The following is a 25,583-nucleotide window of genomic DNA, read 5'->3' as shown; positions in this document are numbered from 1 at the left end:
CTCCGGTATGTTGTCCGGCTACCGCGGGGCGGCCAGCAGCCGCTGGCCCAGTTGGATAAGGTCGCCGCCCAGCGACGGACGGGCGCGCAGGTGGCCAACCCGCACCACGCTGTTGACCAGGCCGAACACGCCGTGCACCGCTATTGCCGCGGTTGGGCGACTGAGTTCTGGCCGCACTGAGGCCAGCAGGTGCACCCACTCGGCGACATAGTCGTGCTGCGCCTGGCGGATGGCGTGCCGCTGCTCTGCCGGCAGGTGGTCCACTTCGGTAACCAGCGCCCCTACCAGGTCGGGGTGCTGCACGGACAGGTCCACATAGGAGCGCAGCACATTGACCAGCGCCGCCGCTGGCGAACTGGAGTTGGCGACGGCGCGACCCAAGCCGAACTGCAGTACCTCGGCCCCCCGGTTCAGCGCGGTGTAGAGCAGCTCATGCTTGCTGGCGAAGTGCTTGTACACGCTGGGCCCGGCGATCCCTGCCGCCAGGCCGATGTCGTCGATACCAACCTCCAGGTACCCGCGCCGGTTGAACAACTCAGTGGCCGCGCTGACCAGGTGCTCCCGGCGCGATGCCCGGGAGACCCGCGCGCCACCGCCGACATCGGCCGGCTCTCCGGCAGTGACAGTCGCGGAAAGTACCGCGTGCCCCATCGCATGCAGCAGGTCAGCCATCCGGTTGGCCGGCATGGCGACCCGGTGGCTGGCGGGGCTGGCCAGCACCCCGGACACCGACCAGACCAGCAGGTCGGCGGTGGCCTGATCCAGCGTCGGACGCTCGATCCGCAGTATGCCGGTCATCCGGGCATTCAGCCGGCGCAGCCGATCGCGGGTCTGCGCCCGAGCCGCCTCGGGCAGATGCCTGGCTTCCCGCTGCCACAACGCGCCGATGTCGCGCCGCTGCGCCACCAACTCCGCCAAGCTTCGCAGCGCGCCGTCGGTGTCCACGTCAGCCGGCACCGCTGCCTCCAACGCCGCGAAGGCGTCCGCGACCACTTGCGTCAGCAGATCACGCTTGTCACGGAAATGCCGGTACAGCGCCGGAGCGGAGATCCCCACCGCGCCGGCGACCTGGCCCATGCTGACTTCGTGGAATCCGTTGCGCGCGAACAACTCGGCGGCGGCGGTAACGATCAGCTCCCGCCGGTTGCCTGGCCGTGTCCGCCCGGCTGGCACCGACCACTCCTCTCATCAGGTCCGGCGTCCCCGGTCGCCCGGTACCGTTCGCGCAGCTCACGCTCGAGCACCTTGCCGGCAGCCGACAACGGCAGCTTGTCGACGAACGCGCCGCTGCGGGGCACCTTGTAACCGGCGATCCGTCCCCGGCAGAACTCGGTCAGCTCCTGCTCGGCCACCTCTTGGCCGGCGGCGGGCACCACGCCCGCATGCACTCGCTCGCCCCAGGTCGGGTCGGGCACCCCGATCACCGCGCAGGCGGCCACAGCAGGGTGCTGGGCAAGCGCATTCTCCACCTCGGCAGAGTACACATTCTCACCGCCACTGATGATCATGTCCTTGATCCGGTCTACGACGAACAGTCGGGTGTTCAGCGGCACGACGACGCCGTCCGCCCAGGGCACCGCGAGCAGGCACTCCAGATACCGGTCGGAATTCGCGGCACCCGGCCGCCGGCCGTGACGCCCAGCGAATGCAGCCCGCCGGCCAGCCGCGCGATCCGGGCCGCGGACTCGGCCACCGTGCGAGTCCGCTCGCCGTCGACGGTCAGCACGCGCTCCGGGTTCTGCTGCACCGCCCGGTGCAGGGTCTGCGTAAGGTGCATCCGATGGCTCCTGTCTCCGTTGGCTAACATGCATTCACTTCATGCAACTGACCCCGGCGCGATCCGTTCAGACATGGCCGTCGTCACCACCGCACCGTCCCTGCGCCTGTGATCGTGCCGCCCCCCGCCTTATGGACAGTGACTTCTCCCCGCGTGGCCAATTGCCCGGACCCGTCTGGGCGCACCGTCAGCACACGGCTGCTGAAGTAGGCTCCGCCGCCGATGTTGAGCGCTCCACTGCTGGTCGGCTCTACACCGAGCAACCGAAGGTACGCCAGCAGTGGCTGAGAGTGGCAGTGCATGTTCGCTATCGGGTACGCCTGCATCGCTACTCCGAGGGACCGCGCCACCCAGGTCCGGCCCGCGCGGGGGAGTTCTGGCACCAGGTAGCTGTCTGGACCCGACAAGGTGCCCTCCCAGATGTCCGGGTACGCCGCCGTGTGCGCGGACAGCGTCATCCGGTGCCACTCGTCCCAGGCGAGTTCTGGGGCGTGGCGGGCGGCGGCCCAGACCAAGGTCATGTTGACCGAGTACCAGATCGAGCCACGCATGAAGAGATCGTCAGCGGAGCCCTGGGGCAGCGCTGGCCATCTAATCCGGGCCCCGAGCGGCGAGCCCTCGCGCGTCGCGTCGATCGTGGCCAGCAGTTGCTCGGTCTGCTCGGCGCTCGCGGCGCCGCACAGGATCGCCCACGGCTGGACCTCCAGCCACAGATCATGCTCGCCGATCGGCTCGGCCCCCGGGGCATGCGCACGGCGGAACCAGCGGCCGTTCCACTCCTGGGCCACCGCGGCGCGTAGCTGCTCGGCGAGCGCGCGGGCGGCCGAGGCCGTACTCCCCTGGCCGAGCCGGTCGGCCAGGCTCGCGTACACAGGCAGCACCCACGCCGCCATCGCCGAGTTGAGCACCGACTCGCCCTGCTCGGCCATTACCTCCCGGTCGACGGAGCTCTCGTCCAACGCCCCGTCGTTCCAATCTGCGTTGAGTATCCGGATGTGGCCGCGCGGCCCCCGCCCGACCTCATGCGCGAAGTAGTCGAATTGCCGACGCAGATGCTCGCCGAGCGGGACCGGCTCGGCATTGTGTTCGGGGTGGTATCCAAGGGACTCGTCGAAGCAGGCGAGATCACCGGTTGCGGCGGCGTACTCGGCCGCCAACCACAACGCCCACAGGTTCTGGTCAGATGGACGGAACAGGTCGGTCCACGGCCGCTTTCGCCCATCCAGCGCATAAGGGAGGTCACCGTTCGGGCTACCCCATGAGCACGTGTTGCGCAGCACCGACAGGGCGAGGTCGGGTTGGACATAGACCAGCGGCAGGGCATGCTGCAGGGGATCCCTTGCGGCGGCATTGACTCCGACCCCGAATGCGTAAACCGATCCCTGATCCAGGGTATGCCCGCCGAGCACGCCGTCCGCGCACACACCACCGGCAAGCAGCGCCGCATGCCACGCGATCTCACGGGCCACCTCGGTCCGATCCGCCGCAGACGCCTCGGGCATCTGGTCACCGACTGCTTGCAGGGAGCGGGCATACAGGTCGGCAGGCTCCGAAACTGGCTCGCCGTCGGCCAGCCCGAACCGGAAGAACAACGTCTGCTCCGCACCGGCGGCGAGCTCTACATCGACCGCCAAGGCCAGCCGGGGAACCCCTGCCGCGCCAGGATGCTCAACCCGCACGGGCCCCGAGCCCAGCCGATCGAGCGCGATGAACGAGCCGGAACACGGCACACCCACGGGCAACGGCCCGACCCGGACGCCTTGGTCGGTAGGCGAGGCCGTTGCCGGGTCGAGCTTCACCGGCGAACGGCCAGGAGTACGAACGTCCACCGTCGCCGGCCGCACCAGCCACTCCTCGATCACCGTGAGCCGTTGCCGCCTGGGCAACGTGTTACCCACCACCACCCTGACGAGCACCCACGGTACTTCCCCTGCCGGGCACAGCACGGTGCGCTCCAAGTGGACGCCACTGTCCTCGGCGCTGACCCGCGAGAAGACCGGACCGGTCCAGCGTCGCGGCGCAGGACGCGCACCGCGCTCGTGGTACGACGTCGATACCACGACGTCATCGGCCACAACGACCCGGCTCACACCAGTGCCGCTTGGCTGCGGCTCGGTGATCCACAGATAGCCCTCGAAAGCGTCCCACAGACCGCATAACCCCTCGTTATCCGCGACCAACGTGATCCGGCGATTACCAACATGCGTCCAATGCCGCGTCGTCGACGGCGCCAGCACCGGATCCCATCTCGCGGGGGCATAGCGATCCTGGTCGACCGTGTACTCGAACGCCGGCAGTGACTCGACAACACCCCAATGGCCAAACCCCATCTCATCCCTCCATCGACCCACAGTGGGCGCAGACGGTCACGAGACCTTTCGTCGGCGACACGACCACCACGAGCGTGTCCTCGGCCCATGGTGTATCGGGACCGGCGCAGCCGCCCCACACGTCCACCACTGGTCGGCCGTCCACGTAGGCGGCGAACGCACCGCCTCCACCACCCAACTCTGGGAGGCTGTCAGTGAAGACTCGCTGGACGGTCTCATACCCCGAATCGACACGACCGCCAGCGGTCGCGGTGGCCGGCGTCTCAGCTGACACCACGATCGGCTCCTTCCCGATAGGCGGTGCACAGATCGCGCTTGCGGATCTTCGCGGCTGCGGACGCTGGAAGCGCGTTCACCAACTCGATCGCAATGACTGGCTAATATCAATTAACTTATCATAAATCGATTACGGAGCTACATGTAAATTCGTCCCGAAACATGGCTAACAGTAATTAACTGCGAGGTAGCGCGGGCGAGAGCGGAGGGTGTCCAGGGAGCCCAAAGGTTGCTCGGGCGGTCAACGTTGCTGTTGTCGGCGCGGATCTTGCTCACCAGCGCTGGGCCTGCACATCGGTGGTAAACGACCATCGTTATTCATCGTTGTAGTCTTGGCGGGCTGGCCAGTGCTACCAGCATGGTGCAGGCGCATTGCAGGTGCAGCGACCAGTCGGTGCGGGCGGTAGAGCGAGCGGGCGTGGTGATTACCGACGGTGCGGTGCTGCGCATCGGCGGGTTCGAATTGGTCTTCACCCTGGTACGGCAGTGAAAGACCCAGCGCCGCAGCGTATTCGACGCATCATGCCGACCGCGATGTGAAGATTTGTGCGGCCGGGTCGGCGGTGATCCGATCGGAATCGGTGTCGTAGTCGTACAACTCGGCGTAGCGACCCCAGTCGATGGCGATATCCAATTGGCGGCGTGCGTCTTCTGGACCGAAGCCGCGGCGCAGCAGATCCAGAATGAATCCGGCGCGCAGGGTGCCGTCGCGACTGCCCGCCAGCCCCTTGCAGATGGTGCGCACCAGCGGCGCGCGGTGCCGGGCCTGATCGGCGAAGATCCGCTTGCTCTCCTGGATATCGGCGGTGGTGAACCGGCTGCCGATATCGGTGAGCAGGACATCACCGGACTCGACCGTGCTGAAACCGAGCATGGTCGCGGCGTCGACGAGGGGGAGCAGGTCATCGATTTCGAAGTTGAGCTCATCGGCGACAGCGGGCAGGTCCGCGCGACCGTTATTGGCGTAGACGAGTTCCACCAGACCGGCGAGACCGCCGACCGAGGCATCGGGCAATGGGCGCGCGGTGGGTGTTGCGATATCCGGTGCTGGCACGGCGGGTTCGGTCTCGCGTCCGGTGAGCAGGCCGTAGATCTCCTCGACCAGCGTCTCGAAACCCGCGGTGCGCCGATCGCGGGGACGCGGCTGGGGCACCGAGATTTCGGCGATGATGCGCCCCGGATTGGCGCCGAGCACGACGACGCGGTCGGCGAGCAGCACCGCCTCTTCGATATTGTGGGTGACGATGCAGACCGATTTGGTGGGGAAATCGTCAGTGGCCCACAGATTTACAAGTTCAGTGCGCAGGTTTTCCGCGGTCAGCACGTCCAGGGCGGAAAAGGGTTCGTCCATCAGCAGCAGGTCGGGTTCGAGGACCAGGGCTCTGGCGAAGCCGACGCGTTGGCGCATACCGCCGGAAAGTTCCTTGGGATAGGCGGTTTCGAACCCGTCCAGACCGATCATATCGATGGCGGCCAGCGCCCGCCGGTGGCGCTCGGGCGGAGCCACATTGCGGGCGGCGAGCCCGAGTTCCACATTGTCCTGCACCGTGAGCCATGGCATCAGCGCGAAGGACTGGAAGACCAGTGCCGCACCGGGATTGGCGCCATTGAGTTCGTGCCCCTGGTACCGAACGTGGCCGCTGGTCGGTGCGATGAGTCCGGCGATGATACGCAGCAGCGTCGACTTGCCCGAACCGGAACGGCCGAGCAGTGCGACGATCTCACCGCTGCACAGCCGCAGATCGATGCCGTCCAGCACGCGCAGCTCATCACCTGCGGCACCGGTGAAGTACTTGCTGACACCCGAGATATCCAGCAGCGCTTCGCCGGTGCTGGTCGACGTGGTCATGATCGAGCTCCTGTCGGGTCGAGCGGGCGAGAGGTCACGGCGAATACCGCCGTTCGGCAAGGGCGTACAGTCGCCGCCAGAACAGCCGGTTGATGCCGACGACGTAGCTGCTCATGACCAGCACACCGATCAGGATGCGCGGTGAATCGCCGACTTCGGTCGCCTGTTTGATATACGAACCGAGCCCGGCCGCGACCAGTGTGGTCGATCCGTACTGCACCATCTCGGCGACGATCGACGCGTTCCATGCCCCGCCCGCCGCGGTGATCGCGCCGGTCACATAGCTCGGGAAGATGGCGGGCAGGATCAGCCTGCGCCACCAGAGTGCCCGTGGCAGTTGCAGATTCGCGGCCGCCTCGCGCAGGTCGTTAGGGACCGCACTGGCTCCGGCGATGACATTGAACAGGATGTACCACTGAGCGCCGAGCGCCATCAGAATGGTGCCCGCCCAGTTCAGGCTCGCACCGCTCCACACGAGCACCGCCGTGAAGAGCGGGAACAGGAAGTTCGCCGGGAAGCTGGCGAGCACCTGCACGATCGGCTGGGCGCTCCGGGACACCTTGGGGTTGAGGCCGATCCAGACACCGATCGGCACCCAGACCGCGGTCGCGATGACGAGCAGCACGATGACGCGCAACAGGGTGAGCAAGCCCAAGCCGAACGCGTGCGCCACCTCGCCGAAACCCGCGGTGGATTCGATGTAATCGACCACCCGATACCCGCCGTAGGCGATCGCGGCCAGCACCACCGCCGCGAATACCACATCACCGGCCCGGCGTCGGGAAACCGAAGTGTGCAACGGATATTCGGCCAGCCCGAAGCCGCTCATCGCCCGATCCAGCGGTGCGACAAGCGGTCCGAAGACCCGGCCGAGCAGCCCTGGAATCCGCGAACGCCGCAGCAGATTCAACACGATGCTGCGCGGCGCCTCGGCGGCCTCGGAGTCTTCGACCCGGAAGCGCTCGGTCCAGGCCACCAATGGCCGCCAGAAGAAGAAGTTCACCCCGACGACCATGGCGATCATGGCGCCGATGGCGGTGAACACCTTTCCGACCTGGCTGTCCGCGGTCGCGGTCGCCACATATGAGCCGATGCCGGGCAGGGCGTACTGGCGGTTGTTCACGCTGATCGCCTCGGCGGCGACCAGGAAGAACCATCCGCCGCCGAAACTCATCATGCCGTTCCAGACCAGCGGGATCATGCCGCTGGGCACATCGACGCGCCAGAACCGTTGCCAGCGTGACAATCTCAGATTCCGCGACGCCTCATCCAGCTCGCGCGGCTGCGATACCAGGCTGTGGTAGAACGCGAAGGTCATATTCCACGCCTGCGAGGTGAAGATCGCGAAAATGGCGGCGGCTTCCAGACCCACTTCCGATCCCGGGAACAGGGCGATGAACCCGGAGACGGTGATGGACAGGAATCCGAGAATCGGCACCGACTGGAGTATGTCGAGCGCGGGCAGCAATACCGCACGGGTCCGCCGTAGCCGCGCCGCGGCGGTTGCATACCCGAAGGTGAAGACAATGGACAGCGCGAGCGCGGCGAACATCCGAAGCAGTGATCGGGACGCGTAGTACGGCAGCTCGTGTGCATCGGTGGATACCGTTGCCGGAGCGGTTGTTTCGTCGAACGGTACCGCAATAGTCGTCGAGATCCGCACGACTGCCCAGATCAACACCGCCGCACCGACGAACACCAGCACATCGGCCGCCCGACTGCGTGGCCGATCGAGAGCATCCCGCGAGGGGTAGGCGCGCAATATGGTCATGCCCGCGCCTCCTCCGCCGAGGCGTCGACCGAGATATGCCAGCCGACGCTGGTGACCGACGGTTCCAGGCTGAGCCTGCTCACCGCCGATTCCATCTGGCGGTCATCGCGCTGATCGCCGGTCAGTTCGGCGCGGACCTCCACCCGGCCGGACGTATCGGTATTCGCGCTGGCCACCGAGACGAGCCGGAAGTCGGTGCGGGTCAGGGCCTGTACGAGCAGTGCCCGCACATGGGCCTCCTGCTCGTCGTTGGTCACCGCGACGAAGACATAGGACGCGAGTTGTTCGGCGACGGCATCGGGCTGACGGTCCACCGCACGTCCGGCGGCCCGCAGCGCGATGTTGACAAGCATGACCGCGATCGTGCCCGCGGCCGCGGTGGTGAACATACCCGCACCGGCCAGCGCGCCGACCGCGGCCGAACACCACAGTGTCGCAGCGGTATTGAGCCCGCGCACATTCAAACCGTCGCGGATGATCACACCGGCGCCGAGGAAACCGATGCCGGAGACGATCTGCGCGGCTACCCGGGTCGGGTCGGCGTCACCGCCGTGAAAGCCGTGCGCCGACAGCAGCACGAATAGCGTCGCGCCCGCGGCGACGAGCGCATTGGTGCGCAGCCCCGCCATCCTGGCCCGGTACTGCCGTTCGAATCCGATCACCGCGCCGAAACCGACGCCGGCCAGCAATCGCAGGATCATCTCTACCGTTGACATCACGCACTCCCTGATCAGGTCGAGCGCACCATCGAACAGCAGGCTACGGGCTCATCCCGTGGTGGATTCCGCCGTGGAGGTGTCGCCGAGTGAATATTTGGCTAATCGGGGTTCGGGACTATCACTGCCGGTCATCCGGCCCACCTCCTTCCACCGATCCGGCGCACGGCAGAGCCGAGCGCGGTACGTCATCGTCACGGAGCCTGCAGGGAACCCGGCGAATATGCCGGTGAGTACCCCTCCTCGTAAGACCTTTGGCACTTCACGGCGTGAACCCGAGCACGTCGGGAGCCAATCGGGGTCACCCCTTAAGCCGGGGAGACCTGTCCTGACCCGGGGCGTCTCTCGACGTTCGGGGTCGCTGGCCTATATCCGTGAAGGAGCCTCAGCGAACGATCGGCACCTTGCGTCCGCTAGTAAACACCCGCCCGGCTCATCTGGCAAATGGAACGACCGAGCCCACCGGGTTGTTGCGGCGATGGTGGACACTGTCGAGCATGCGTGACGACGATCGTTGCTGGGCGGGGACGGCGCTGCTACGGCCCGGGATGATGGCGGTCACCGGTGAACTCGGCACGGCCGATCTACACGCGCACCATACGGTCCAGGTGATCATGTCGTCGACGGACATCGTGCTTGCAGACGCGACAGGGCAGCGTTCGGCATGCCGTGCGGCCGTGGTCCCACCCGATGTTCCGCACGCGGTCGTGCGGGGCGCGGCAGCGGGATGTGTGCTTCATCTGGATCCGGAATCGGCGATGGGCGTGCAGTTGGCCCGGCTCGTCGACCCCGCCGACAGCGTGACCGGTTGGTCGCGAGCGGTCTTCGAATTGTCCACAGGCTGGTTTCGGGAAATACCCGATCCGGGCCTACCGCAAAAGGATTCGATTCGCCATCCCGCGGTCACCCGGGTCCTCGCCGTCCTTCCGGAGCGACTCGATGGCGGGTCCGTGCGGATGGCGGAGTTGGCACGTGCGGTCCAACTGTCCGAAAGCCGTCTGCTGCACCTGTTCTCGGCCGAGGTCGGACTTCCGTTCCGGTCCTACGTTCGCTGGCTGCGGATGCAGCGTGCCGTGGAACTGATCGCGGCCGGCCGCACGGTGACCGAGGCCGCGCACGGTGCCGGATTCACCGACAGCTCGCATCTGAATCGGGTGTGCCGGCGCATGTTCGGCGGTGCTCCCTCGGAATTCGCTCGCCTGCACTGGATCACCGAATTTCCCGCCTGAACATATCCGCAGCAGGTTTGTACAAGCCGACCGGCACCCGGGTGCGGGAATCTGGCAGCGAACACATCACTCATGGAGGACAACCGTGTCACCGATGCCGCCCAGCGTCCGCGCTGCCTTCGAGGCCGAACTCGACCGTGCGCACACCACCACCGACGTCGATGCCATGTGGCATGCCCTGGAACGTGCCCACATCCTGTCGCAGGCGTGGGCCTGGCCGCATACTCGCGCGCACTGGCATATGCTGCGGCTCGCCGTGCGCTGTCGTGACCGGACCGAGGCCCTGGGCCAGATGGTGCGGCTGCTGCTCGCCGGGCTCGGCAGCATGCTCGACCGCGCCCCACTCGGCAACACCGGCCGCACCGCCGTCGGCATCACGACCCGGATGCCGACTCCCGAGGATCTGGCCCGCATCCTGGCAGCGGGGCGAGAGGAGGCCAGCCTTTCGCCGAGCCGCCGTCAATAGATGCTGCGGTATGCGGCGATGGTTGCCACGCAGTGGTCGATCACCTGTTCCCGCGTGGCGCGCAGCGAGCCGTTCAACCAGGCCGAGAACATGCCCGCATTACCGCTGGCCATGGTGAGGGCGGCCAATCTGCGCCGCACCGGATCCTCGATATGGGCGAAGAGATGATCCTGCATGAGCCGGGTGAAGACCGGCATTACCGCGATGGTGGTCTGGCCGAGGCCGGTGCTCGAATACGGCTCGACCAGGAACAACCGCGACTTGCGCGGATCGGCGAGCACCTTGTCGACCAGGATCTCGGACAGTTCTCGGTCGCGGGAGGGATCTGCGGCCGCGAACGCGGTCATCGGCTCCAGGAATTCGTCGGCGACCTGGCGATAGAGCACGTCCAGCAGTTCGTCGCGGCTGGCGAAGCTCTCGTAGAAGTACCGGTCGGTGAGATTGGCGCGCCGACATACCGCGCGCATGGTGACCCCGCTCGCACCGGATTCGCCGATCAGATCGAGCGCGGCCTCGAGCAGTGCGGCGCGGCGGGTCTCCCTGCGCTCGGTGAGCGTGGTTCCACCCCAGATCCGGGGACCGGCATCGTCGTCTGATTCCTGGCCTGTCTGCACCCGCCCACATTAATGCCTGACCGTCATGACCGGGTTCAGCCGCCGCGTTCCAGGGCGAATCCGGCATCGCGCCATGCGACGATGCCGCCGCCGAGACTGCTGGCGTCGAATCCGGCCTGCCGGGCGATCGCCGCGAAGCGCAGCGATAGTTCGCCGACCGGACAGACGAAGACCAGCGGCCGCGAGCGGGGGAACGGTATGCCGTGGGCGAACATATCGTCGAGTTGATCGTCGCGGATATTGATCGCGCCCGGCACGTGGCCGATACGGTAGGCCATCGCGCCACGCGTATCCACGATGGTGGGACGGTCGGTCCGATCCAGTTCGGCCAGCTCGTGTGGGGTCAGGGCCGGGGTGGCGGCGAGGTCGGCGGCGCTGGGTGCGTGGCGGCGGTCGGCGCGGTCGAACAGTTCCGGTCTGCGCTTCTTGAGGTAGGACAGGTACGGTTCCAGCCGATCGCAGACGATGAATACCGCGACCACCGGCTCCCGCGCCGAAATGGTTTGCTCAGCAAGGGTTTCCAGGGCGGCCGCATAGCTCGCGCCACTGGTCGGACCGGCGAGGATGCCGTGGCCGGTGGCGAGTGTGAGGGTGGCGTCCACCGCGCGGGCCGAGTCGATGGTGACGATGCGGTCGTAGAAATCGGGTTGAAACAGCCCGACATCCCACATCTCGCTCTCGGAGCGGATGCCTGGTATGAAGTCCGAGCGATCGGAAACGACCGCGATGGTGCGCAGTTCGGGATTGTGCTTGCGCAGGTAGGTGGCCGCGCCGCGGGTGGAGCCGGTGGTGCCGAGTCCGCCGATGAGATAGTCGACCCGGGTGATGCCATCGGCGGCGAGGTCCTCGTGGATCTCGCGGCCGGTGCCGTGGTGATGTGCCTCGATATTCTTCTCGTTGGTGTACTGCGAGGGGTGATAGTAGGCGTCCGGATTCCTGGCCATGGTCGCCTCGATCGCCGAGTACACGTCATTGGGCGTGGTCGGATCCGGGCATTCGGACAGGCCTGGCAATTCGACGATCTCGGTGCCGAACAGCTGCAGGAGATCGCGCACCTCGGCGACCTTGATCCGGTTGGTCACCGCGCGCAGTCCGATGCCGTGTACCGCGCCGAGTATCCGCAGTGCCTTGGCAGTATTGCCGCTGGACGCCTCGATGAGTGTCTGTCCGCTCGCGCGGATCTCGTCGAGATCGTCGCGGATCATCCCCCAGGCCACCCGGTCCTTGACCGAGCCGAAGGGATTGTGCGACTCCAGTTTCGCGTACAGCTCGACATTGTCGAGTCCGTGCACGGCCGGATCCAAGCGCAGCAGCGGCGTATTGCCGATCAAATCGGTGATGTGGTCATAGCGCATTACGGCGCTCCGGAGGGTCGGCGCGGCAGCGGTGGACGGCGTGGACCGCGCGGGGGTGTGCGGCGCGGCGGTGGTAGGCCGACCGGGATCAGCGGTTCGTAGTCGGCATCGCGGTACACCTGGAAACTGCCGGAGCGGTGTACGACAGCGAGTTTCGCGGGCAGCGGATGCATCGAGGCCGATGCCGCGGACAGATCCATGTGGTAGGCGGCGGTATTCGGAAACACCACCAGGTCGCCTTGGCGCGGGCGCTCGGGCAGCCACACCTTGTGGTTGGTGATCAGATCGCGCTCCAGACAGAGGCGTCCGGCGAAATACACACCGACAGGGCCGGATTCGGCCGCGGGACGCAGCGCGGGCATGGTGTCGGCGGCACTGCGCAATGGTGTCACACCATCGCCCGCCACGGTGCCGTCACGACCGGGTGCGGCCGGACCGGGTGCACTGCTCGGCATATGCGCGATGCTGGGCAGGACCAGCGGATCGATCATGACCTCCTGATCGGCCGGGGTCACCTGATCGCGGCTGAGATCGAGGTTGACCAGCACCGTGCCGTCGGCGAGTTCCTTGACGAACTCCACCCGCGCCACCGTCACCCCGGCGTGGTCCACCAGTGCCTTACCCGGCTCCAGCCAGATATCGAGCATATTGTCCCCGGCCACCTGGGCGACGGTGCGGCCGCCGTGTCGCTCCAACGGCGCGCCGAGCAGATCATCGAGCATCCGCGTCGCGGGTACCGTGTTCGCGTACTTGTGGAAGACCGGAATCCCGTGCACCGCACCGTCATCGACGTGATAGCCGAAGGTATTGTTCGACCAGCTCATCGGTTCCCCACGGCCGAGCAGCGATTCGCGCAGCGCGCGCACATACTCGTCGAACCGATCCGCGTCGGCGGTGAACACCTGCCGGAAGCCGCCGCCGATATTCAATACCGAGGGGGCGAGCCCGTGCTCGTATGCGCGTTCGACCAGGGCCAGGCAGGCGTCGATAGCACGGATACGTTCCGCGGGCTCGCCGGAATCGATATGAAAGGCGAAGCCCAGGAACGCGATTTGTCGGCGGTTGGCCGACAGTAGATCGAATGCGCGATCCATATGCGCCAGCGGCACACCGAACCGGCTCAGTGATGATTCGTCGAAGCCGGAAACCCGCAGCAGCACGGGAACTCGCGCGCGGTCACCGGCCAACTCGGTGATTCGGCGCAGCTCCCATAGGTTGTCGACATTGATGGTGACCCCGCAATCGATCAGATCACGCAGGAACGCTTCACCTTTCGGCCCGGTCACCTCAATGCGCATCGGCCCGAATCCGGCGCCGATGGCACTGGTGAGTTCGTGCGGGGAGGCGACGTCGATCGCGATGCCAGCGTGTTCGGCGGTGCGCACGAAGGCGCGGGACTGATTCACCTTGTGCGCGTAGCAGATTCGATAGCGTGCACCCCTGCGGTCGAGTACGGCGCGCAACCGTTTCAGGTTCTCCGCATAGACCTGCGGAAATAGCAGGTGGATCGGGGATCCGAAGCGAATCAGCGTCTCTTCGACGGCCTCGCGGGTATCGAGAAAGGCGCGCACCAGCGGATGGATCTTCGCGGGTAGCGCCGGTAGCGGTGCCGTCATACTGCGGTTTCCGTGGGCTGCGACCGCGACGAATCCAACGCGGCATGCGCCGGCTTCTCGGCCACCGGGTTGTAGCCGCCGTCGCGGATCGATTCGAACGCGCGGGCGCGATTGCGCGGACTCCGGAATTCGGCGACCACCCGTTTGCTGGGCAGATCGATCTCGAGCACCTTGACGCCCATCGTCTCCAGCACACCGGTGATGGTGCGGACACAGTGCTGGCAGCTCATATCCGGGACATAAAAGATCTGATCCTCGGCGGTCGCGGGAGCATCGGCGGTGCGTTCGTCGAGATCGGCGCTCGCCTCGGTGATCCGGATCCGATCGACGAGCTGTGTGAAGATCGCGACGAATTGGTCGACCACGACCGGAAGCAGGGTGTAGTGCCCGCTACCGAGATGGTGGGGCATGGCGGCCAGACACGCGGGCCGGGTATTCGGTGGCAGCAGCGCGTACTGCCGGGAAATCAGATCGAGGTCGTCGTGGTACTTGGCGATGGCCGCCGACACGCTCAGTCCCTCCACCCGGGTGGCGCGCCGCATGACGGTGTGCGCATCCTCGATGGTGGCGTCCTTCATCGCGCGCAGCGTGGCCGCGGTATCGGCGGTGTAGCGCACGGTGCCGTCGGGCTGGGCCGCCAGGGTCACCGGAATCATCCCGCGCCGGTAGGTGGAGGCCTGCAACTCCCAATACCAGCGCGTGGCGACCGCGGCAAAAATGCCGGAATCGTGTATGCCCCTGGCGAATTCGCTCGCACTGCGATACGGCGTCTGACGGGCGAGCAGTGCGTGCTGGGCCAGCGCGCGCCCGGCGGCCTCGATGCCCACCCGCAGGATCTCGATCGGATCGTGATCGGTGGTGGTGCCGTCGAGCACCGCGTGCTCGCGCGGGCCCAGGCGGTCGACGCGTTGTGCCAGTGCGGAATTCGCGGCCAGGGCATGCCAGAGCAGCAGGACCGCTTCGCGCATTGCGATCGGTACCAGCGGGCCGAGGGCGTCGGCACGGAAATGCCCGGTATTGGGGATGCCGTCGCTATCGGTCCAGGCGATGCGGTGTGTCGCACTGGTGACCTGATGCGGCTGACATGGGCGCATGAAGTTCTGCAAGTACAGCCGCTGTGAGTAGGTCAGGTGGCTATTGGGCTCGGGACGCAGTGCGGCGCAGGTGTATTCGATATGTCGAACGGAAGGAATCGAGATGGGGGTAGTGAACAACCCGGGTTCGGTGAGTCCCGCCAGCACCCGGGACGCGGCCCGCCTGTCATAGTGCGGGGTGTCGTCCATTTTCACATGACCTCCTCGGCAATCGTCGTGACGCATGTCGTGAAGCGGTCGATCTCGTCGAGGGTGTTGTAGATGTGCGTGCTGACTCGGACCGAGTCCGTGCTGTCGGCGTCAACCCCGGGCGTGCAGTGTAGGCCGGTGCGAACCAGAAAACCCAACTCGCTCAACACGAATCCGAGATCCGTCGCGGAAATGCCCGCGAGTGTGAAGGACACGATGCCGTAGCCGATCGCGCACGGTGCGTGCGCGGGCCCCGGCAGGAATTCCAGCCCCCGCACCGGACGGAGATTGTCGATCAGCCGCAATGTCAGTGTGCGATTGTGCGCGGCGATGACGCCGACATCCAGCGACTCCAGCACCTCCAATGCGCTGCCGAGGGCCAGGATACCCGGAATGTTCTGCGTACCGCCCTCGAGCAGTTCCGGCATTCCGGCCGAGGCCAATCCGGTGTCGGTGAGGTCGACCCCGGAATTGCCGCCCGGTAGGAACGGCAATAGCCGATCGTGAACTCTGCGGTGGCAGTACAGGATTCCGGTACCCGGCGCACCGAACATCTTGTGCGCCGCGAAGACCGCGAAGTCCGCGCCGAGATCGGCGACGTTCACCGGCAGATGCCCGCCGCTCTGACTGCAGTCGAAGCACAGCAGGATTTCGGGGTCGATCAGACCGCGCAATTCCTCCAGCGTGGTGAGCCCGCCGAAGACATGATGCAGATGGCTGGTGGTGATCAGCCGAGTGCGCGGGGTGATCTTGGCCAGGATGTCGGCGGTATCGGCTTCGCCCAGTTCGGTCACCCGATAGGGGACCAGTTCGATGCGACGCCCGAAGCGGGCGAGCACCTGCCGCAGATGGTGCCACGGATGGACGTTCGAGGCGTGATCGCGTGGGTTGTAGAGGATTTCGTCGCCGTCATCGAGTTCGGCCAGGCCCCAGGACAGCGCGACCGCATTGAGTGCGGCGGTCGCGCCCCCGGTGAAAACCACCTCATCGGGCGTCGCCGCACCGAGGAAGGCCGCCGTGTGGTCTCGGACGCGGGCCAGGCGGGTGGTCAGGTTGGTGGCCCACGGGTAGGTACCGCGACCGGCATTGGCCGTGCGAGAGGTGTGGTAGCGGTGGATGGTCTCGATGACCGGCAGCGGCTTCTGTGTGGTGGCCGCGCTGTCGAGATAGACCTCGGTGGATTCGGCCAGTGCCGGAAAGAGTCCGCGCACGGCGGCGGTAGTGGGAGGCGGTGGTGCCGATATCGGTGGGGTGGAGACCGCTCGGGTGGTGGATGGTCGGGTTAGGTCCGTCCCGGATACAGGTGACCGCAACGTGCCCCTCCCTTCCGAGAACCGCGCTGGACGCCACCAACGATACGCACTTTCGTTGATGACTTCGAACGCTTCTCGTAGCCAACGCCTTTCGGAAGTCGCAGGTACGCACGGCCCTTCAGTATTGTCCCTGCACGTACTCCACCAGATGCTGGCGTTCGGTGGCCAGTTCGGAGATCGCGCTCTTGACGACATCGCCGATGCTGACGATGCCAACGAGACGGCCGTCGTGGACCACCGGCAGATGCCGGACGCGGTGCTCGGTCATGGTGCTGCGCAACCCGTCGACCAGATCGTCGGGCGCGCAGGTGCGCACATCGACGGTCATGATTTCCGAGACCGGGGTGTCGAGCAGAGCGGCGCCACGCGCGTGCAAGCTACGCACCACATCGCGCTCGGAGACAATGCCGGTGATCCGGCTGCCGTCCGGCGATACCACCACCGCCCCGATATTGTGTTCGGCGAGCGTGCCGAGCAGGGTTCGCACGGTGGTCTCGGGCGCGACGGTGGCTACGTCGCTGCCCTTCCTGCGCAAGATCTCCGCTATTTGCATAATCCACCATCCAGATGTCGTGGCACCTATCAGGATGACTCGTTCGTGACCTCGTGACCAGCACGAATCCGCATCAGGCGGGGATTTACAGCCGCCGGGCCACGCTCCGGTCGAGATCACGGGCCAGCAGGGCGATGGCCGCCTGGGAGATCCCGGCGGAGGTGGCCAGGTCAACGGAGGTCAGCTGGGCGATGCGGCGCAGCCGGTAATCGACGGTATTCGGGTGGACATACAGCTGGCGCGCGGTGAGCTGGCGGTTCATATCGTTACCGAGGTATGCGCGCATAGTGTCGAAGAGTTCGGGATGGGCGTCGAGCGGGTCCAGAATGGTGGCGATGCGCCGGGTGGCGGGGCCGCCACGGGTGAGTTGGTACTCCACGGCCAGGTCGGTCATCTGATACAGGCCCGGATTGCGTCCGCCGACCCGCACCAGATTGAGTAGCTCATGGGCCTGGTCCGCGGCCTCCGGGATCTCATCGGTCTGGCCGGTGACCACGGTGGCGGTGAGCGGAACCTCGGCAGATTCGGCCAGTCGATCCAGTGTTTCGGCGGTCAGGATCGTCGCGTCGTCCTCGACCGGGACGAGGAGCGTGCCGCCCCTGGTGCTCAGCAGGGCGAGTACGCGGGAATCGAACCCGACGGCCAGTTCCGATTGCAGCCTGCGCAGCTTCCTGCGGGCGGCGACCTGGCTGTCGACCCGTGGATCGCGTTCGTCGGGATGTTCGGGAATCGATAGCGCCACCACTTGATACGCGTCGGCGATCGGGATACCCGCCTGGCGGGCGAGCGCGGAACTGCCGCGCCCACTCAACAGTGCCGAGGCCAGGGTCTGGGTCGCGGTCTGGTGCTCCCTGGCGACCAGATGCTGTTCCTCGACATAGGCGTCCGAGACCGCCACGGTGATCGCCTCGAGCAGTTCGAGCATGAGGTCGGTGGCGACGAGCAGTTCCGCGATATCGTCGGCCTTGGCGCGCGCGGTCACCAGCCCGAATGCGATCCGCAGTCCCTCGTGATAGGCGCGCAAAATGGTGCCGAGCGGCACCGCCTCACGGGCCCACTGCGCCGCCGCCTCGCGCACCTCCCCGAGCTGCTCGTTGCCGGGAACCATGCGTTTGTCGAACATTTCGGCGGCCAGCGCCAGACAGCTGCGGGTCAGCTTGGTGACGTCGCCGCGCAACTGCTCGCCGGGCAGGGTGCGACACGGTGCCATGCAGGTCGCGAAGTACCCGACCATCCGCGAGGCAACACGGTCGGTATTCATCAGGGGAATCGACGCGGGCTGCCCGCCGATCTCTAGGACGGGGTCCGCATCTTCGACGGACAGATCCAGCGCGGAGAAGGTCATAGGCGTCGCTCCAGTGCCACATCGGGCGTGATAGATCTGCGCCCGAATCGTTGCATCACTATACGAAAAGGTTATGAACCCGGGAAAGGATATGCGAGATCTCTTGTGGGCCCGCCTAGTTGTGCATTGCTCATAAGCGGAGCATGTGCCGTGGTGGGAAGCTCCAGCACCGCACCGAGTCGCTGAAATCCCGTGACCAGCCGTCTTAACGTTTGCCCATGGCTCGGTGTTTGCGAACGGTTCGCCTGCGCCGCTGTGCCCAGTGTCGGGTAGCCATGGAAGGTGCGAACAATGACACGACGTAACCATCGGAGATTGCGACGTAAGGCGCTGTCGTGCGCGGTGATCGGGAGTGCCGCGCTCCTCGCGGTCGGGTTCGGCCCCGGCCCTGCTGGCGCCGATCCGGATATCGCGCCGACCGAACAGGCCCTCGCCGATTTCATCAGTGCGGCGCCCGGCGCATCGGCGGATGGGCGTACCCCGGTGGCTTTCGCTGGCACCGGCAGCAGCTCGGGTTCGGCGGGGAGTCGGGCGTCGGTTCCGGTGAGCGCGGGGCCGGAGGTCGCGGTCTATCTCGCTGCATTCGGCTATGGGATCCTGCATCCGGATGCCTCGCCGCCTGGTGCGAACGACTGGAGCTGCCGTCCCACACAACAACATCCGCGTCCGGTGGTGCTCGCGCACGGCACCTGGCTCAACGCCTATGACAGCTTCGCGTACCTGGCGCCACAGCTGGTGCGTGCGGGCTTCTGTGTCTTCGCACTCAACTATGGACAGGCGAATCTGCTCGAGGGCGGCGGGTTCGGTGCGATCCTGCCCGGGCGCAATGGCGTTGGCTACATGGAGGATTCGGCAAAGCAGCTCGGCGAGTTCATCGATCGGGTGCGGGCCGCGACCGGGGTCGACCAGGTCGATATCGTCGCGCACTCCCAGGGCGGCCCGGTGGCCGATCAGTATCTGAAATTCGAAGGGGGAGCCGGCAAGGTGGCACGGATGGTCACCTTCGGCTCCACCCACCACGGCACCACCCTGCTCGGAATGGCCACCCTGGGACGGGCGATCAATAATTTGGGTGTCGATATCCTGGGGTTCAACGAGCTGTTCGTCGGCCACGCGAATATCGAGCAGGCGATCGGGTCACCGTTCTACGCCAAGCTGAATCAGGCGGGGGATACCGTGCCCGGTGTCGAGTACACGGTTGTCGGCTCGCGGCACGACGAGGTCACCAATCCCTATGAGCTGACCTTCCTGACGGCGGGCCCCGACGCCACGGTGCACAACATCACGCTGCAGGACGGCTGTGCGCAGGACATGTCGGATCATCTGACGATGATGTACTCGCCGCGCGCGGCATCCATTGCGCTGCGAGCGCTCGATCCGGATGCGCATCCGGATCTGGTGTGCACGTTCAACCCCTGGTTCATCGGCGGGGGCGGCGGATTGTAGGGCGGGGCCCGCGAAATCTAAGCGGCGCCTTGGTGCTTGTGCAGAGCCAGCTCGTCTACCACTGCGCCGCTCCGGATTTCGCGTTCGATCGCTCTGGCGGCATAGTGCTTGCCGCTCGCGCGTAGCTCGGCGATGCGCCGTTGCAGCGCTTCGGTGCCATAGGCGGCGGCGACATCGGCGATCCCGAGTCGACCGGCAGCGTGTGGTGGATTCATGCGAACGCCCCTGTGCCTCTGACGCCGGGAGGTCCCGGTGGCGACTATGGCACGGGCTCCCGGGTGCGAAACTCCCTTGTCGCGCACGAGTTTAGAGTCATGTGTTGTGCAGATGCAAGTACATCTGCACGAACATCGCTGTGGGTGAAGCGATTTGGGGCTGGCCGTTTGCGGAGCTGTGGGCGCCGAGGGCTATTCGTCGTCGAGCCCGGCCGAGAGGTAGGCGGCGGCGGCCAGCCACTGGCGGCATTGCGGCCCGTGGACCTCGTGCAAATGCAGGATCTCGCGGGCCTGTCGATAGGTGAGGCCGCGCGGTTCGACCGCACAATCGAGTGGCGCGTAATCGGGCGCCGAGCACTGCCGCAGGGTGTCGATCCCACCGCCGGAGATCGTAGCCCCGCGGGGAGTTCGGAATGGCGTACTCATCTCGACCGCCCCTCGCGTCTGCTGGTGGGGAGGTTGAATGTGGTGACGCTGGCGCGAACTCCCTGCGTACCTCCCCGATGCTGGCTCCGAGTTTAGGCCGTCAGCACTTGCAGATGCAAGTACATTTGTACGAACGACCGACAGAAATATGAACGGCGGTCGACAGCTGGATGTCCGACGACCGCCGTTGTGCCGCTTGTGCTTCAGGGCTTGCGGGCGACCGCGCCATAGGCCGAGATCGGCCGGATCTCGCCGACCTCGGTGGCATCGGCGCGCCACTGGGTGATGGAGGCGAATCCGGGCTCCACCAGTTCCAAACCGTCGAATACGGCACGGATTTCGGCCTGGGGGCGGGGAACATAGGGAACGCCGCCGGTGCCGGTGTAGTTCTCACACAGTGTGACGTAGTCCTTGCTGTCGTCGGTGCCGTCCCACATGACCAGGAAACTGCCCGACGGTACCGCGGCGAGCACGGTGTGCACGATGCGCAGCAGGTCCTCGTAGGTCTTGGCGTGACCGAGCACGCCCATGAACATCACCGCGATCGGCTCATTGAAATTGAGCACGTTCCTGGCGTCGGAGACGATCAGCTCCGGATCGTGGAAGTCGGCGTCGACGTAGGTGGTTACGCCCTCCGGGGTGGTGCTGGTGAGCAGCGCCCGCGCGGTGGCCAGCACCAGCGGATCGTTATCGACGTAAACGACTTTCGATTCCGGCGCGACGCTCTGGGCGACCTCATGGGTGTTCTGCATGGTCGGCAGCCCGGTGCCGATATCGAGGAACTGACGGATGCCCTGTTCGCTCGCCAGATAGCGGACCGCGCGAATGAGGAACTGGCGCGACTGCACCGCCATGGTGGTGATGTCGGGATCCACCTCGATGCCCGCGTCACCGGCGATCCGATCGATTTCGTAGTAATCCTTGCCGCCCATCCAGTAGTTCCATATGCGCGCGGAATGCGGGATGTCGGTTCGGATGAGCGGATTGTGAACTTCGGGCATGGGGTGGACTCCTCGGCGAGCGGATAAGCGTTGACCGGATTGCTCCGGCGGGCGGGTGTCGCGCATGGCTGGCACATCCGATGTGCACTGCGACAGTACAAGATTCGTGTCTGCTCGACCGGGTGGTTCGAGTGTTCGCCGACGGGGTCCGCGTCCGGTGCCACGCGGAATCCATTACGTACCAAGGAGTCCCTGCCATCCGCGTGGCGTGGCACGGGGGTAGACGGATGGCGCTTCGCTGAATGGCGCATACGGCACTCGCGTAACCCGCCGAACAGTGGTCACGTAGCGGACCGGCAGGTCTGAATTCTGCCATCCCGCCACCGGGAGGGCCGTGCTATCTTGCAGATGTAGGTGCAAATGCAAGAACGTTTGAGCGCACATCTGTAAGGCCGCTCGAGCGCACATCTCACACTGGAAGTAGCCCGAGGAGTGGGGAAGATGTTGGACACCGGTTCACGCAAGATCACGAGCGCTTGGCGCAAGAGCTCCTTCAGCGGTCCGTCCGGCGGTAATTGCGTCGAGGTAGCGGAGGCATCCGATGGTTCTATCGCCGTTCGCAATTCACGCGACCCGGAAGGTGGCATCCTGTTCTATACCCGACCGGAGATCGACGCATTCGTGCGCGGCGCGAAGGCCGGGGAGTTCGACGACCTGACTAGCTGAGCGGTAACATTGGCGATCGGTGCGGTGTGTTTCTAAACGTGGTGTTTGTGACACACTGTGGTCAAACCCGAGTATCGGAGATGACTTCATGATCGCAGAACCCGATGACGACGGTCGTGTGCAATCGGTTGTAGTGGAACGTGGTCCGACCGTATTGCGGATCGCGCTGGGCGGGCAGTTGCGTGACCTCCGGGTGAAGAAGGGCATCACCCGAGAGGCCGCAGGTGACGCCATCCGCGGATCACACGCCAAGATCAGTCGTCTCGAGTTGGGCCGCACCGGTTTCAAGGAACGCGATATCCGCGACCTGCTGACCCTCTACGGCGTGTCCGACCCCGAGGAACGGGAGCGATTCCTCGATCTGGCCAGGCAGGCGAACGAGCCAGGCTGGTGGCATCGCTACAGCGATCTGCTGCCGTCCTGGTTCGGCACCTACCTGGGCCTGGAGCAGGCGGCCACCAAGATTCGTACCTATGAGGCGCATCTGGTGCCCGGACTCTTGCAGACGCCCGAATATGCCAGGGCGGTAATGTCACTCGGGTACGAGGACGCCGATATGGATCGGCGAGTCCAGGTCCGCATCAAGCGGCAAGAGGTGCTGCGACGCGTCGATCCGCCGACGGTCTGGGCGATCATCGATGAGGCCGCGCTGCATCGGCCGGTCGGTGGTTCGCGGGTGCACCGCGAGCAGATGGAGCACCTCATCGAGCTCGCGCAATTGCCGAATGTCACTGTGCAGGTGCTGCCGTATTCGGCGGGCGAGCATGCCGCTGCGGGAAGTTCGTTCAGCATCTTGCGTTTCGCCGAATCCGAGCTGCCCGATATCGTCTACCTCGAGCACCTGACCAGCGCGCTGTACCTGGATCGACGGCAGGATCTCGCGCTGTACCTCTCGGTCATGGACCGCTTGAGCGTCCAGGCCGAGTCGCCCGGTGAGTCGCTGAAAATCCTCGCCGAGTACGCCAAGAAGGCTTGACTGCCCTTGCGGCACTGGTGATTCGGAACGAACCCTCGCCTACCGACCCGACTGGCTCGGGTCGGTAGCGCGGGTAGGGTTCGCTGCTGCGAACGCGTCCGCGGCCGCGAGATCGAAATCGCCGTGGTCACTGCCCAGTCCCTGAGCTACCAGTGCGGCGACCGCATTGCCGAGGACCGCGGCATCTCGCAATGAGCGGCCCAATGCGACGGCCCGGATGAATCCGGCGGAGAAGGCGTCGCCGCAACCGGTGGTGTCGACGACATCGATGGCGAAGGCGGGAATGTCCTGATGCCCGTCGGGATCGACGAGCAGGGTCCCCTCGGCGCCCCGAGTGATCGCGAGAACCGTTGCGCCCGCGTCCTGCAGCGCCGCCGCGCCCGCCCGGAGATCGGTACTGCCGGTGAAGCCGAGTACCTGTTCGTCATTCGGTAGCAGATAGTCGGTGTAGGGGAGTGCGGCGGCAATGGCTTCGAGGCTGCCGAGTGCACCGGGCGCGATGAGATCGACCGACGTGGTCACGCCGTTCTCCTTGGCGTACTGCAGGATTCGTGCGGCGTTGGTCGCGCCGATCAGCTCCGGACCGCCCAGGTGCAGATGGTCGGTGGCGGTGAGGGCGTCCCAGTCGACGTCGTCGAGGGTGAACAGCAGGTTGGCGCCGAGCAGATGCAGACTCGGACGTGCGCCGTCGGGCCGGATCGGCAGCACCGACGAGGAGGTGCGCTGACTTTCCTTGCGCACCAACAGTTCCGTGTCGATACCCGCCTTGGCGAGCAGTGCGAGCAGGATATCGCCGGAGGTGTCGGTGCCGATCGCACCCGCGGTCCGCACGCTTGCGCCGAGTTTGGCCAATGTCAGCGCGGTACCTGCGGCCGTGCCCGCCGCGGTGATGCGAATATCCTCGACCAATGCGGTCTGCTGTCCCTCCGGTATGGCCGCGACGGGGCGCACGAGAATATCCAAAACCTGTGCGCCCAAGGCGATTACCTTCATTCGATATCCTTATTCAGTGGCTTGCGGGTGCCGTATCCGGTGCGAAGTGCTATCTCGACGATCGCGGCCTGCTGCTGCTCGGAGAGCTCGCGCGGCTTGCCGATCGCCATGGCGTCCAGATACAGCGCACAGGCCCACTCCAGCAGCAGCGCGGATTCGACCGCCTGGTCCAGCGATCCGCCGAGGGTGACCGCGCCATGATTGGCCATCAATGCGGATTGCTTGCCCCGCAACGCCTCTCGCACCGCATCGGCGAGTTCCGGGGTGCCGAAGGGGTGAAATGGCGCCACTCGCGTCGAACCGCCGAGCAGCAGCTGCTGGTAGTGGATGACCGGCAGTTCGTCCAGCACACAGGCGATGGCGGTGGCCTTCGGCGCATGTGTGTGCACGATCGCTTGCGTCGTATAGGTGCGATAAATGTCGAGGTGCAAACCCAATTCGGAGGTCGGCGCATAGCGACCCGCAACCACGGTGCCCGTCAGGTCGACCACAGTCACATCGTCGACGGTTGCCCGGGCGAGTACAGCGCCGGTCGCGGTAATGGCGACCAGATCGCCGAAGCGCAGGCTCACATTGCCCGCGGTGCCGATCAGCAGTCCGTGCTCGGCCAGGCGCAGACAGGCCGCGGTGACCTGGGCGCGTTCTTTTGGCGCAATGGTGGTCATCCGGATACCCTACCGAAACCTGAATTGGATTCACATTATCTCGGAGGTGACAGTGCCGGTCCGGGCACTACCCGAAGCAGGCTTGCGCCGCGTACCGATTCAGGCGCGCAGCCGGGAGCGACTGGCACGCGTGCTGGAGGTGGCCGATCGGCTGATCGCCACCGAGGGCGTCGGGGCGTTGACAATGATCAGAGTGGCTGCGGAGGCACGGATTTCGGTCGGATCGCTGTATCAGTACCTGCCGGATCGCGAGGCCGTGATCGAAACCCTCGCCGCGGTGTATCTCGAGCAGTTGGAGGCCAAGGCGGCGCTACTGCTCGAGACCGCGCGCCGCGAACGGTGGGACGATCCGATCGGCGTCCTGGTGGACGCGTTCGCACAGGTGTACCGGGACGAGCCCGGCTTCCGTGCGCTGTGGTTCGGCAAGGACTTCAACGAGGCGGCACGGGCCGCTGATCGTGAGCACAAACGCCGAATGGCGGTGACTCTGCGCGAGGTTATGCTCGCGCAGGGCGCCGTCGCCGATACCGAGGGACTCGATATCGCGTGCCGCGCCGCACATCTGATGGGCGATGCGGTCATGCAAGAAGCATTCCGATGCGATCCCGATGGTGACCCGAATCTGTTGCGAGAGGCGAAGATTGCGCTGCGGGCCTATGCTTCGCAGTGGGCATCGCCACCCGAACCGTGACGTAATTCGAT

General features: G+C 65.8%; 24 protein-coding genes, 2 pseudogenes and 1 riboswitch. Of the genes and pseudogenes, 6 read left to right on the top strand and 20 right to left on the bottom strand.

What is annotated here, in order from left to right; genetic code table 11:
* Window positions 1-18: 18 nt before the first annotated feature.
* The 8 genes and pseudogenes from ABZ293_RS30045 to ABZ293_RS30010 form a co-directional block, all read right to left on the bottom strand.
* Complete coding sequence (locus ABZ293_RS30045) at window positions 19-1,173, bottom strand: TetR family transcriptional regulator (RefSeq protein ID WP_355186091.1); 1,155 nt, start codon at window positions 1,171-1,173, stop codon at window positions 19-21.
* A pseudogene (locus tag ABZ293_RS30040) lies at window positions 1,131-1,535 on the bottom strand (hypothetical protein); the annotation flags it as partial. The pseudogene ABZ293_RS30040 and the gene ABZ293_RS30045, both read right to left, overlap by 43 nt.
* An 8-nt stretch (window positions 1,536-1,543) precedes the next feature.
* Window positions 1,544-1,777 carry a hypothetical protein gene (locus ABZ293_RS30035; RefSeq protein WP_355186089.1) on the bottom strand — a complete coding sequence of 78 codons (234 nt, stop codon included), beginning with the start codon at window positions 1,775-1,777 and terminating at the stop codon, window positions 1,544-1,546.
* A gap of 83 nt (window positions 1,778-1,860) precedes the next feature.
* Window positions 1,861-4,107, bottom strand: a complete 2,247-nt coding sequence (locus ABZ293_RS30030) for a hypothetical protein (protein WP_355186087.1) — start codon at window positions 4,105-4,107, stop codon at window positions 1,861-1,863.
* 40 nt (window positions 4,108-4,147) lie between these two features.
* A pseudogene (locus ABZ293_RS30025) lies at window positions 4,148-4,276 on the bottom strand (esterase); the annotation flags it as partial.
* Between the two features lie 627 nt (window positions 4,277-4,903).
* The gene (locus ABZ293_RS30020) at window positions 4,904-6,232 is read right to left on the bottom strand and encodes a nitrate/sulfonate/bicarbonate ABC transporter ATP-binding protein (RefSeq protein WP_355186085.1); all 1,329 of its coding nucleotides are present in this window, start codon (window positions 6,230-6,232) and stop codon (window positions 4,904-4,906) included.
* A gap of 34 nt (window positions 6,233-6,266) precedes the next feature.
* Window positions 6,267-8,003, bottom strand: coding sequence for an ABC transporter permease subunit (locus tag ABZ293_RS30015; protein ID WP_355186083.1), 1,737 nt, complete (start codon window positions 8,001-8,003; stop codon window positions 6,267-6,269).
* Entirely contained in the window at window positions 8,000-8,719 is a 720-nt protein-coding gene (locus tag ABZ293_RS30010) for an MgtC/SapB family protein (RefSeq protein WP_355186081.1), read from the bottom strand. Before ABZ293_RS30010 ends, ABZ293_RS30015 begins: the two co-directional genes overlap by 4 nt.
* Before the next feature lie 232 nt (window positions 8,720-8,951).
* A riboswitch (M-box (ykoK) riboswitch) is annotated at window positions 8,952-9,123 on the bottom strand.
* 93 nt (window positions 9,124-9,216) lie between these two features.
* Here ABZ293_RS30010 and ABZ293_RS30005 point away from each other — a divergent pair.
* Both ABZ293_RS30005 and ABZ293_RS30000 read left to right on the top strand, forming a co-directional pair.
* On the top strand, window positions 9,217-9,948 hold the full coding sequence (locus ABZ293_RS30005; protein ID WP_355186079.1) for an AraC family transcriptional regulator: 732 nt from the start codon (window positions 9,217-9,219) through the stop codon (window positions 9,946-9,948).
* 94 nt (window positions 9,949-10,042) lie between these two features.
* Complete coding sequence (locus ABZ293_RS30000; protein ID WP_355186077.1) at window positions 10,043-10,414, top strand: DUF3703 domain-containing protein; 372 nt, start codon at window positions 10,043-10,045, stop codon at window positions 10,412-10,414.
* Here the strand turns inward: ABZ293_RS30000 and ABZ293_RS29995 are convergent.
* The 7 genes from ABZ293_RS29995 to ABZ293_RS29965 all read right to left on the bottom strand — a co-directional run bounded on the left by ABZ293_RS29995 (window position 10,408) and on the right by ABZ293_RS29965 (window position 18,493).
* Complete coding sequence (locus ABZ293_RS29995; RefSeq protein ID WP_354956952.1) at window positions 10,408-11,028, bottom strand: TetR/AcrR family transcriptional regulator; 621 nt, start codon at window positions 11,026-11,028, stop codon at window positions 10,408-10,410. The two genes, ABZ293_RS30000 and ABZ293_RS29995, sit on opposite strands and share 7 nt — an antisense overlap.
* Before the next feature lie 35 nt (window positions 11,029-11,063).
* Complete coding sequence (locus ABZ293_RS29990) at window positions 11,064-12,383, bottom strand: pyridoxal-phosphate dependent enzyme (RefSeq protein ID WP_355186075.1); 1,320 nt, start codon at window positions 12,381-12,383, stop codon at window positions 11,064-11,066.
* Entirely contained in the window at window positions 12,383-13,999 is a 1,617-nt protein-coding gene (locus tag ABZ293_RS29985; protein ID WP_355186073.1) for a decarboxylase, read from the bottom strand. The genes ABZ293_RS29990 and ABZ293_RS29985 overlap by 1 nt, the downstream gene beginning before the upstream one ends.
* Window positions 13,996-15,282, bottom strand: a complete 1,287-nt coding sequence (locus ABZ293_RS29980; protein ID WP_355186216.1) for a heavy-metal-associated domain-containing protein — start codon at window positions 15,280-15,282, stop codon at window positions 13,996-13,998. Before ABZ293_RS29980 ends, ABZ293_RS29985 begins: the two co-directional genes overlap by 4 nt.
* Before the next feature lie 2 nt (window positions 15,283-15,284).
* The gene (locus ABZ293_RS29975) at window positions 15,285-16,493 is read right to left on the bottom strand and encodes an aminotransferase class V-fold PLP-dependent enzyme (protein ID WP_355186071.1); all 1,209 of its coding nucleotides are present in this window, start codon (window positions 16,491-16,493) and stop codon (window positions 15,285-15,287) included.
* Window positions 16,494-16,713: 220 nt separating this feature from the next.
* Window positions 16,714-17,148 (bottom strand): CBS domain-containing protein, encoded by a 435-nt coding sequence (locus ABZ293_RS29970; protein ID WP_354956956.1) that lies wholly within the window; start codon window positions 17,146-17,148, stop codon window positions 16,714-16,716.
* An 85-nt stretch (window positions 17,149-17,233) separates the two neighbouring features.
* Window positions 17,234-18,493, bottom strand: a complete 1,260-nt coding sequence (locus tag ABZ293_RS29965; protein ID WP_355186069.1) for a helix-turn-helix domain-containing protein — start codon at window positions 18,491-18,493, stop codon at window positions 17,234-17,236.
* Window positions 18,494-18,784: 291 nt separating this feature from the next.
* On the opposite strand from ABZ293_RS29965, the gene ABZ293_RS29960 reads away from it, so the two are divergent.
* Complete coding sequence (locus ABZ293_RS29960) at window positions 18,785-19,939, top strand: alpha/beta fold hydrolase (protein WP_355186067.1); 1,155 nt, start codon at window positions 18,785-18,787, stop codon at window positions 19,937-19,939.
* A 17-nt stretch (window positions 19,940-19,956) separates the two neighbouring features.
* Here ABZ293_RS29960 and ABZ293_RS29955 read toward each other — a convergent pair whose 3' ends face one another.
* The 3 genes from ABZ293_RS29955 to ABZ293_RS29945 all read right to left on the bottom strand — a co-directional run bounded on the left by ABZ293_RS29955 (window position 19,957) and on the right by ABZ293_RS29945 (window position 21,581).
* On the bottom strand, window positions 19,957-20,154 hold the full coding sequence (locus ABZ293_RS29955; RefSeq protein WP_355186065.1) for a hypothetical protein: 198 nt from the start codon (window positions 20,152-20,154) through the stop codon (window positions 19,957-19,959).
* A 192-nt stretch (window positions 20,155-20,346) separates the two neighbouring features.
* Complete coding sequence (locus tag ABZ293_RS29950) at window positions 20,347-20,580, bottom strand: hypothetical protein (protein WP_355186063.1); 234 nt, start codon at window positions 20,578-20,580, stop codon at window positions 20,347-20,349.
* 203 nt (window positions 20,581-20,783) lie between these two features.
* Window positions 20,784-21,581, bottom strand: a complete 798-nt coding sequence (locus tag ABZ293_RS29945; RefSeq protein ID WP_355186061.1) for an SAM-dependent methyltransferase — start codon at window positions 21,579-21,581, stop codon at window positions 20,784-20,786.
* A gap of 441 nt (window positions 21,582-22,022) precedes the next feature.
* On the opposite strand from ABZ293_RS29945, the gene ABZ293_RS29940 reads away from it, so the two are divergent.
* Window positions 22,023-22,247 (top strand): DUF397 domain-containing protein, encoded by a 225-nt coding sequence (locus tag ABZ293_RS29940; protein WP_354956962.1) that lies wholly within the window; start codon window positions 22,023-22,025, stop codon window positions 22,245-22,247.
* 88 nt (window positions 22,248-22,335) lie between these two features.
* A complete protein-coding gene (locus ABZ293_RS29935) occupies window positions 22,336-23,223 on the top strand; it encodes a helix-turn-helix transcriptional regulator (protein WP_354956963.1) in 888 nt (295 codons plus the stop codon).
* 39 nt (window positions 23,224-23,262) lie between these two features.
* On the opposite strand, the gene ABZ293_RS29930 is transcribed toward ABZ293_RS29935, so the two are convergent.
* Together ABZ293_RS29930 and ABZ293_RS29925 are read right to left on the bottom strand one after the other, a co-directional pair.
* Entirely contained in the window at window positions 23,263-24,216 is a 954-nt protein-coding gene (locus ABZ293_RS29930; protein WP_355186059.1) for a carbohydrate kinase family protein, read from the bottom strand.
* Complete coding sequence (locus tag ABZ293_RS29925; RefSeq protein ID WP_355186057.1) at window positions 24,213-24,881, bottom strand: class II aldolase/adducin family protein; 669 nt, start codon at window positions 24,879-24,881, stop codon at window positions 24,213-24,215. Before ABZ293_RS29925 ends, ABZ293_RS29930 begins: the two co-directional genes overlap by 4 nt.
* 46 nt (window positions 24,882-24,927) lie before the next feature.
* Here ABZ293_RS29925 and ABZ293_RS29920 point away from each other — a divergent pair, with 46 nt between their 5' ends.
* Complete coding sequence (locus tag ABZ293_RS29920; protein WP_355186055.1) at window positions 24,928-25,572, top strand: TetR family transcriptional regulator; 645 nt, start codon at window positions 24,928-24,930, stop codon at window positions 25,570-25,572.
* Window positions 25,573-25,583 lie beyond the last annotated feature (11 nt).

This window comes from Nocardia sp. NPDC005998 (assembly GCF_040614395.1).
GTDB lineage: Bacteria > Actinomycetota > Actinomycetes > Mycobacteriales > Mycobacteriaceae > Nocardia.
This window is presented reverse-complemented; position numbering and strand designations above follow the sequence as displayed.

Excerpts from the sequence above, each read along its gene's own strand:
- ABZ293_RS29950 (WP_355186063.1), bottom strand. The coding sequence starts at position 20,580 with ATGAGTACGCCATTCCGAACTCCCCGCGGGGCTACGATCTCCGGCGGT.
- ABZ293_RS30030 (WP_355186087.1), bottom strand. The coding sequence starts at position 4,107 with ATGGGGTTTGGCCATTGGGGTGTTGTCGAGTCACTGCCGGCGTTCGAG.
- ABZ293_RS29945 (WP_355186061.1), bottom strand. The coding sequence starts at position 21,581 with ATGCCCGAAGTTCACAATCCGCTCATCCGAACCGACATCCCGCATTCC.
- ABZ293_RS29955 (WP_355186065.1), bottom strand. The coding sequence starts at position 20,154 with ATGAATCCACCACACGCTGCCGGTCGACTCGGGATCGCCGATGTCGCC.
- ABZ293_RS30010 (WP_355186081.1), bottom strand. The coding sequence starts at position 8,719 with ATGTCAACGGTAGAGATGATCCTGCGATTGCTGGCCGGCGTCGGTTTC.
- ABZ293_RS29925 (WP_355186057.1), bottom strand. The coding sequence starts at position 24,881 with ATGACCACCATTGCGCCAAAAGAACGCGCCCAGGTCACCGCGGCCTGT.
- ABZ293_RS30000 (WP_355186077.1), top strand. The coding sequence starts at position 10,043 with ATGCCGCCCAGCGTCCGCGCTGCCTTCGAGGCCGAACTCGACCGTGCG.
- ABZ293_RS30005 (WP_355186079.1), top strand. The coding sequence starts at position 9,217 with ATGCGTGACGACGATCGTTGCTGGGCGGGGACGGCGCTGCTACGGCCC.
- ABZ293_RS29935 (WP_354956963.1), top strand. The coding sequence starts at position 22,336 with ATGATCGCAGAACCCGATGACGACGGTCGTGTGCAATCGGTTGTAGTG.
- ABZ293_RS29980 (WP_355186216.1), bottom strand. The coding sequence starts at position 15,282 with ATGGACGACACCCCGCACTATGACAGGCGGGCCGCGTCCCGGGTGCTG.
- ABZ293_RS29960 (WP_355186067.1), top strand. The coding sequence starts at position 18,785 with ATGACACGACGTAACCATCGGAGATTGCGACGTAAGGCGCTGTCGTGC.
- ABZ293_RS29965 (WP_355186069.1), bottom strand. The coding sequence starts at position 18,493 with ATGACCTTCTCCGCGCTGGATCTGTCCGTCGAAGATGCGGACCCCGTC.
- ABZ293_RS29940 (WP_354956962.1), top strand. The coding sequence starts at position 22,023 with ATGTTGGACACCGGTTCACGCAAGATCACGAGCGCTTGGCGCAAGAGC.
- ABZ293_RS29990 (WP_355186075.1), bottom strand. The coding sequence starts at position 12,383 with ATGCGCTATGACCACATCACCGATTTGATCGGCAATACGCCGCTGCTG.
- ABZ293_RS30015 (WP_355186083.1), bottom strand. The coding sequence starts at position 8,003 with ATGACCATATTGCGCGCCTACCCCTCGCGGGATGCTCTCGATCGGCCA.
- ABZ293_RS29930 (WP_355186059.1), bottom strand. The coding sequence starts at position 24,216 with ATGAAGGTAATCGCCTTGGGCGCACAGGTTTTGGATATTCTCGTGCGC.
- ABZ293_RS29985 (WP_355186073.1), bottom strand. The coding sequence starts at position 13,999 with ATGACGGCACCGCTACCGGCGCTACCCGCGAAGATCCATCCGCTGGTG.
- ABZ293_RS29970 (WP_354956956.1), bottom strand. The coding sequence starts at position 17,148 with ATGCAAATAGCGGAGATCTTGCGCAGGAAGGGCAGCGACGTAGCCACC.
- ABZ293_RS30035 (WP_355186089.1), bottom strand. The coding sequence starts at position 1,777 with ATGCACCTTACGCAGACCCTGCACCGGGCGGTGCAGCAGAACCCGGAG.
- ABZ293_RS30020 (WP_355186085.1), bottom strand. The coding sequence starts at position 6,232 with ATGACCACGTCGACCAGCACCGGCGAAGCGCTGCTGGATATCTCGGGT.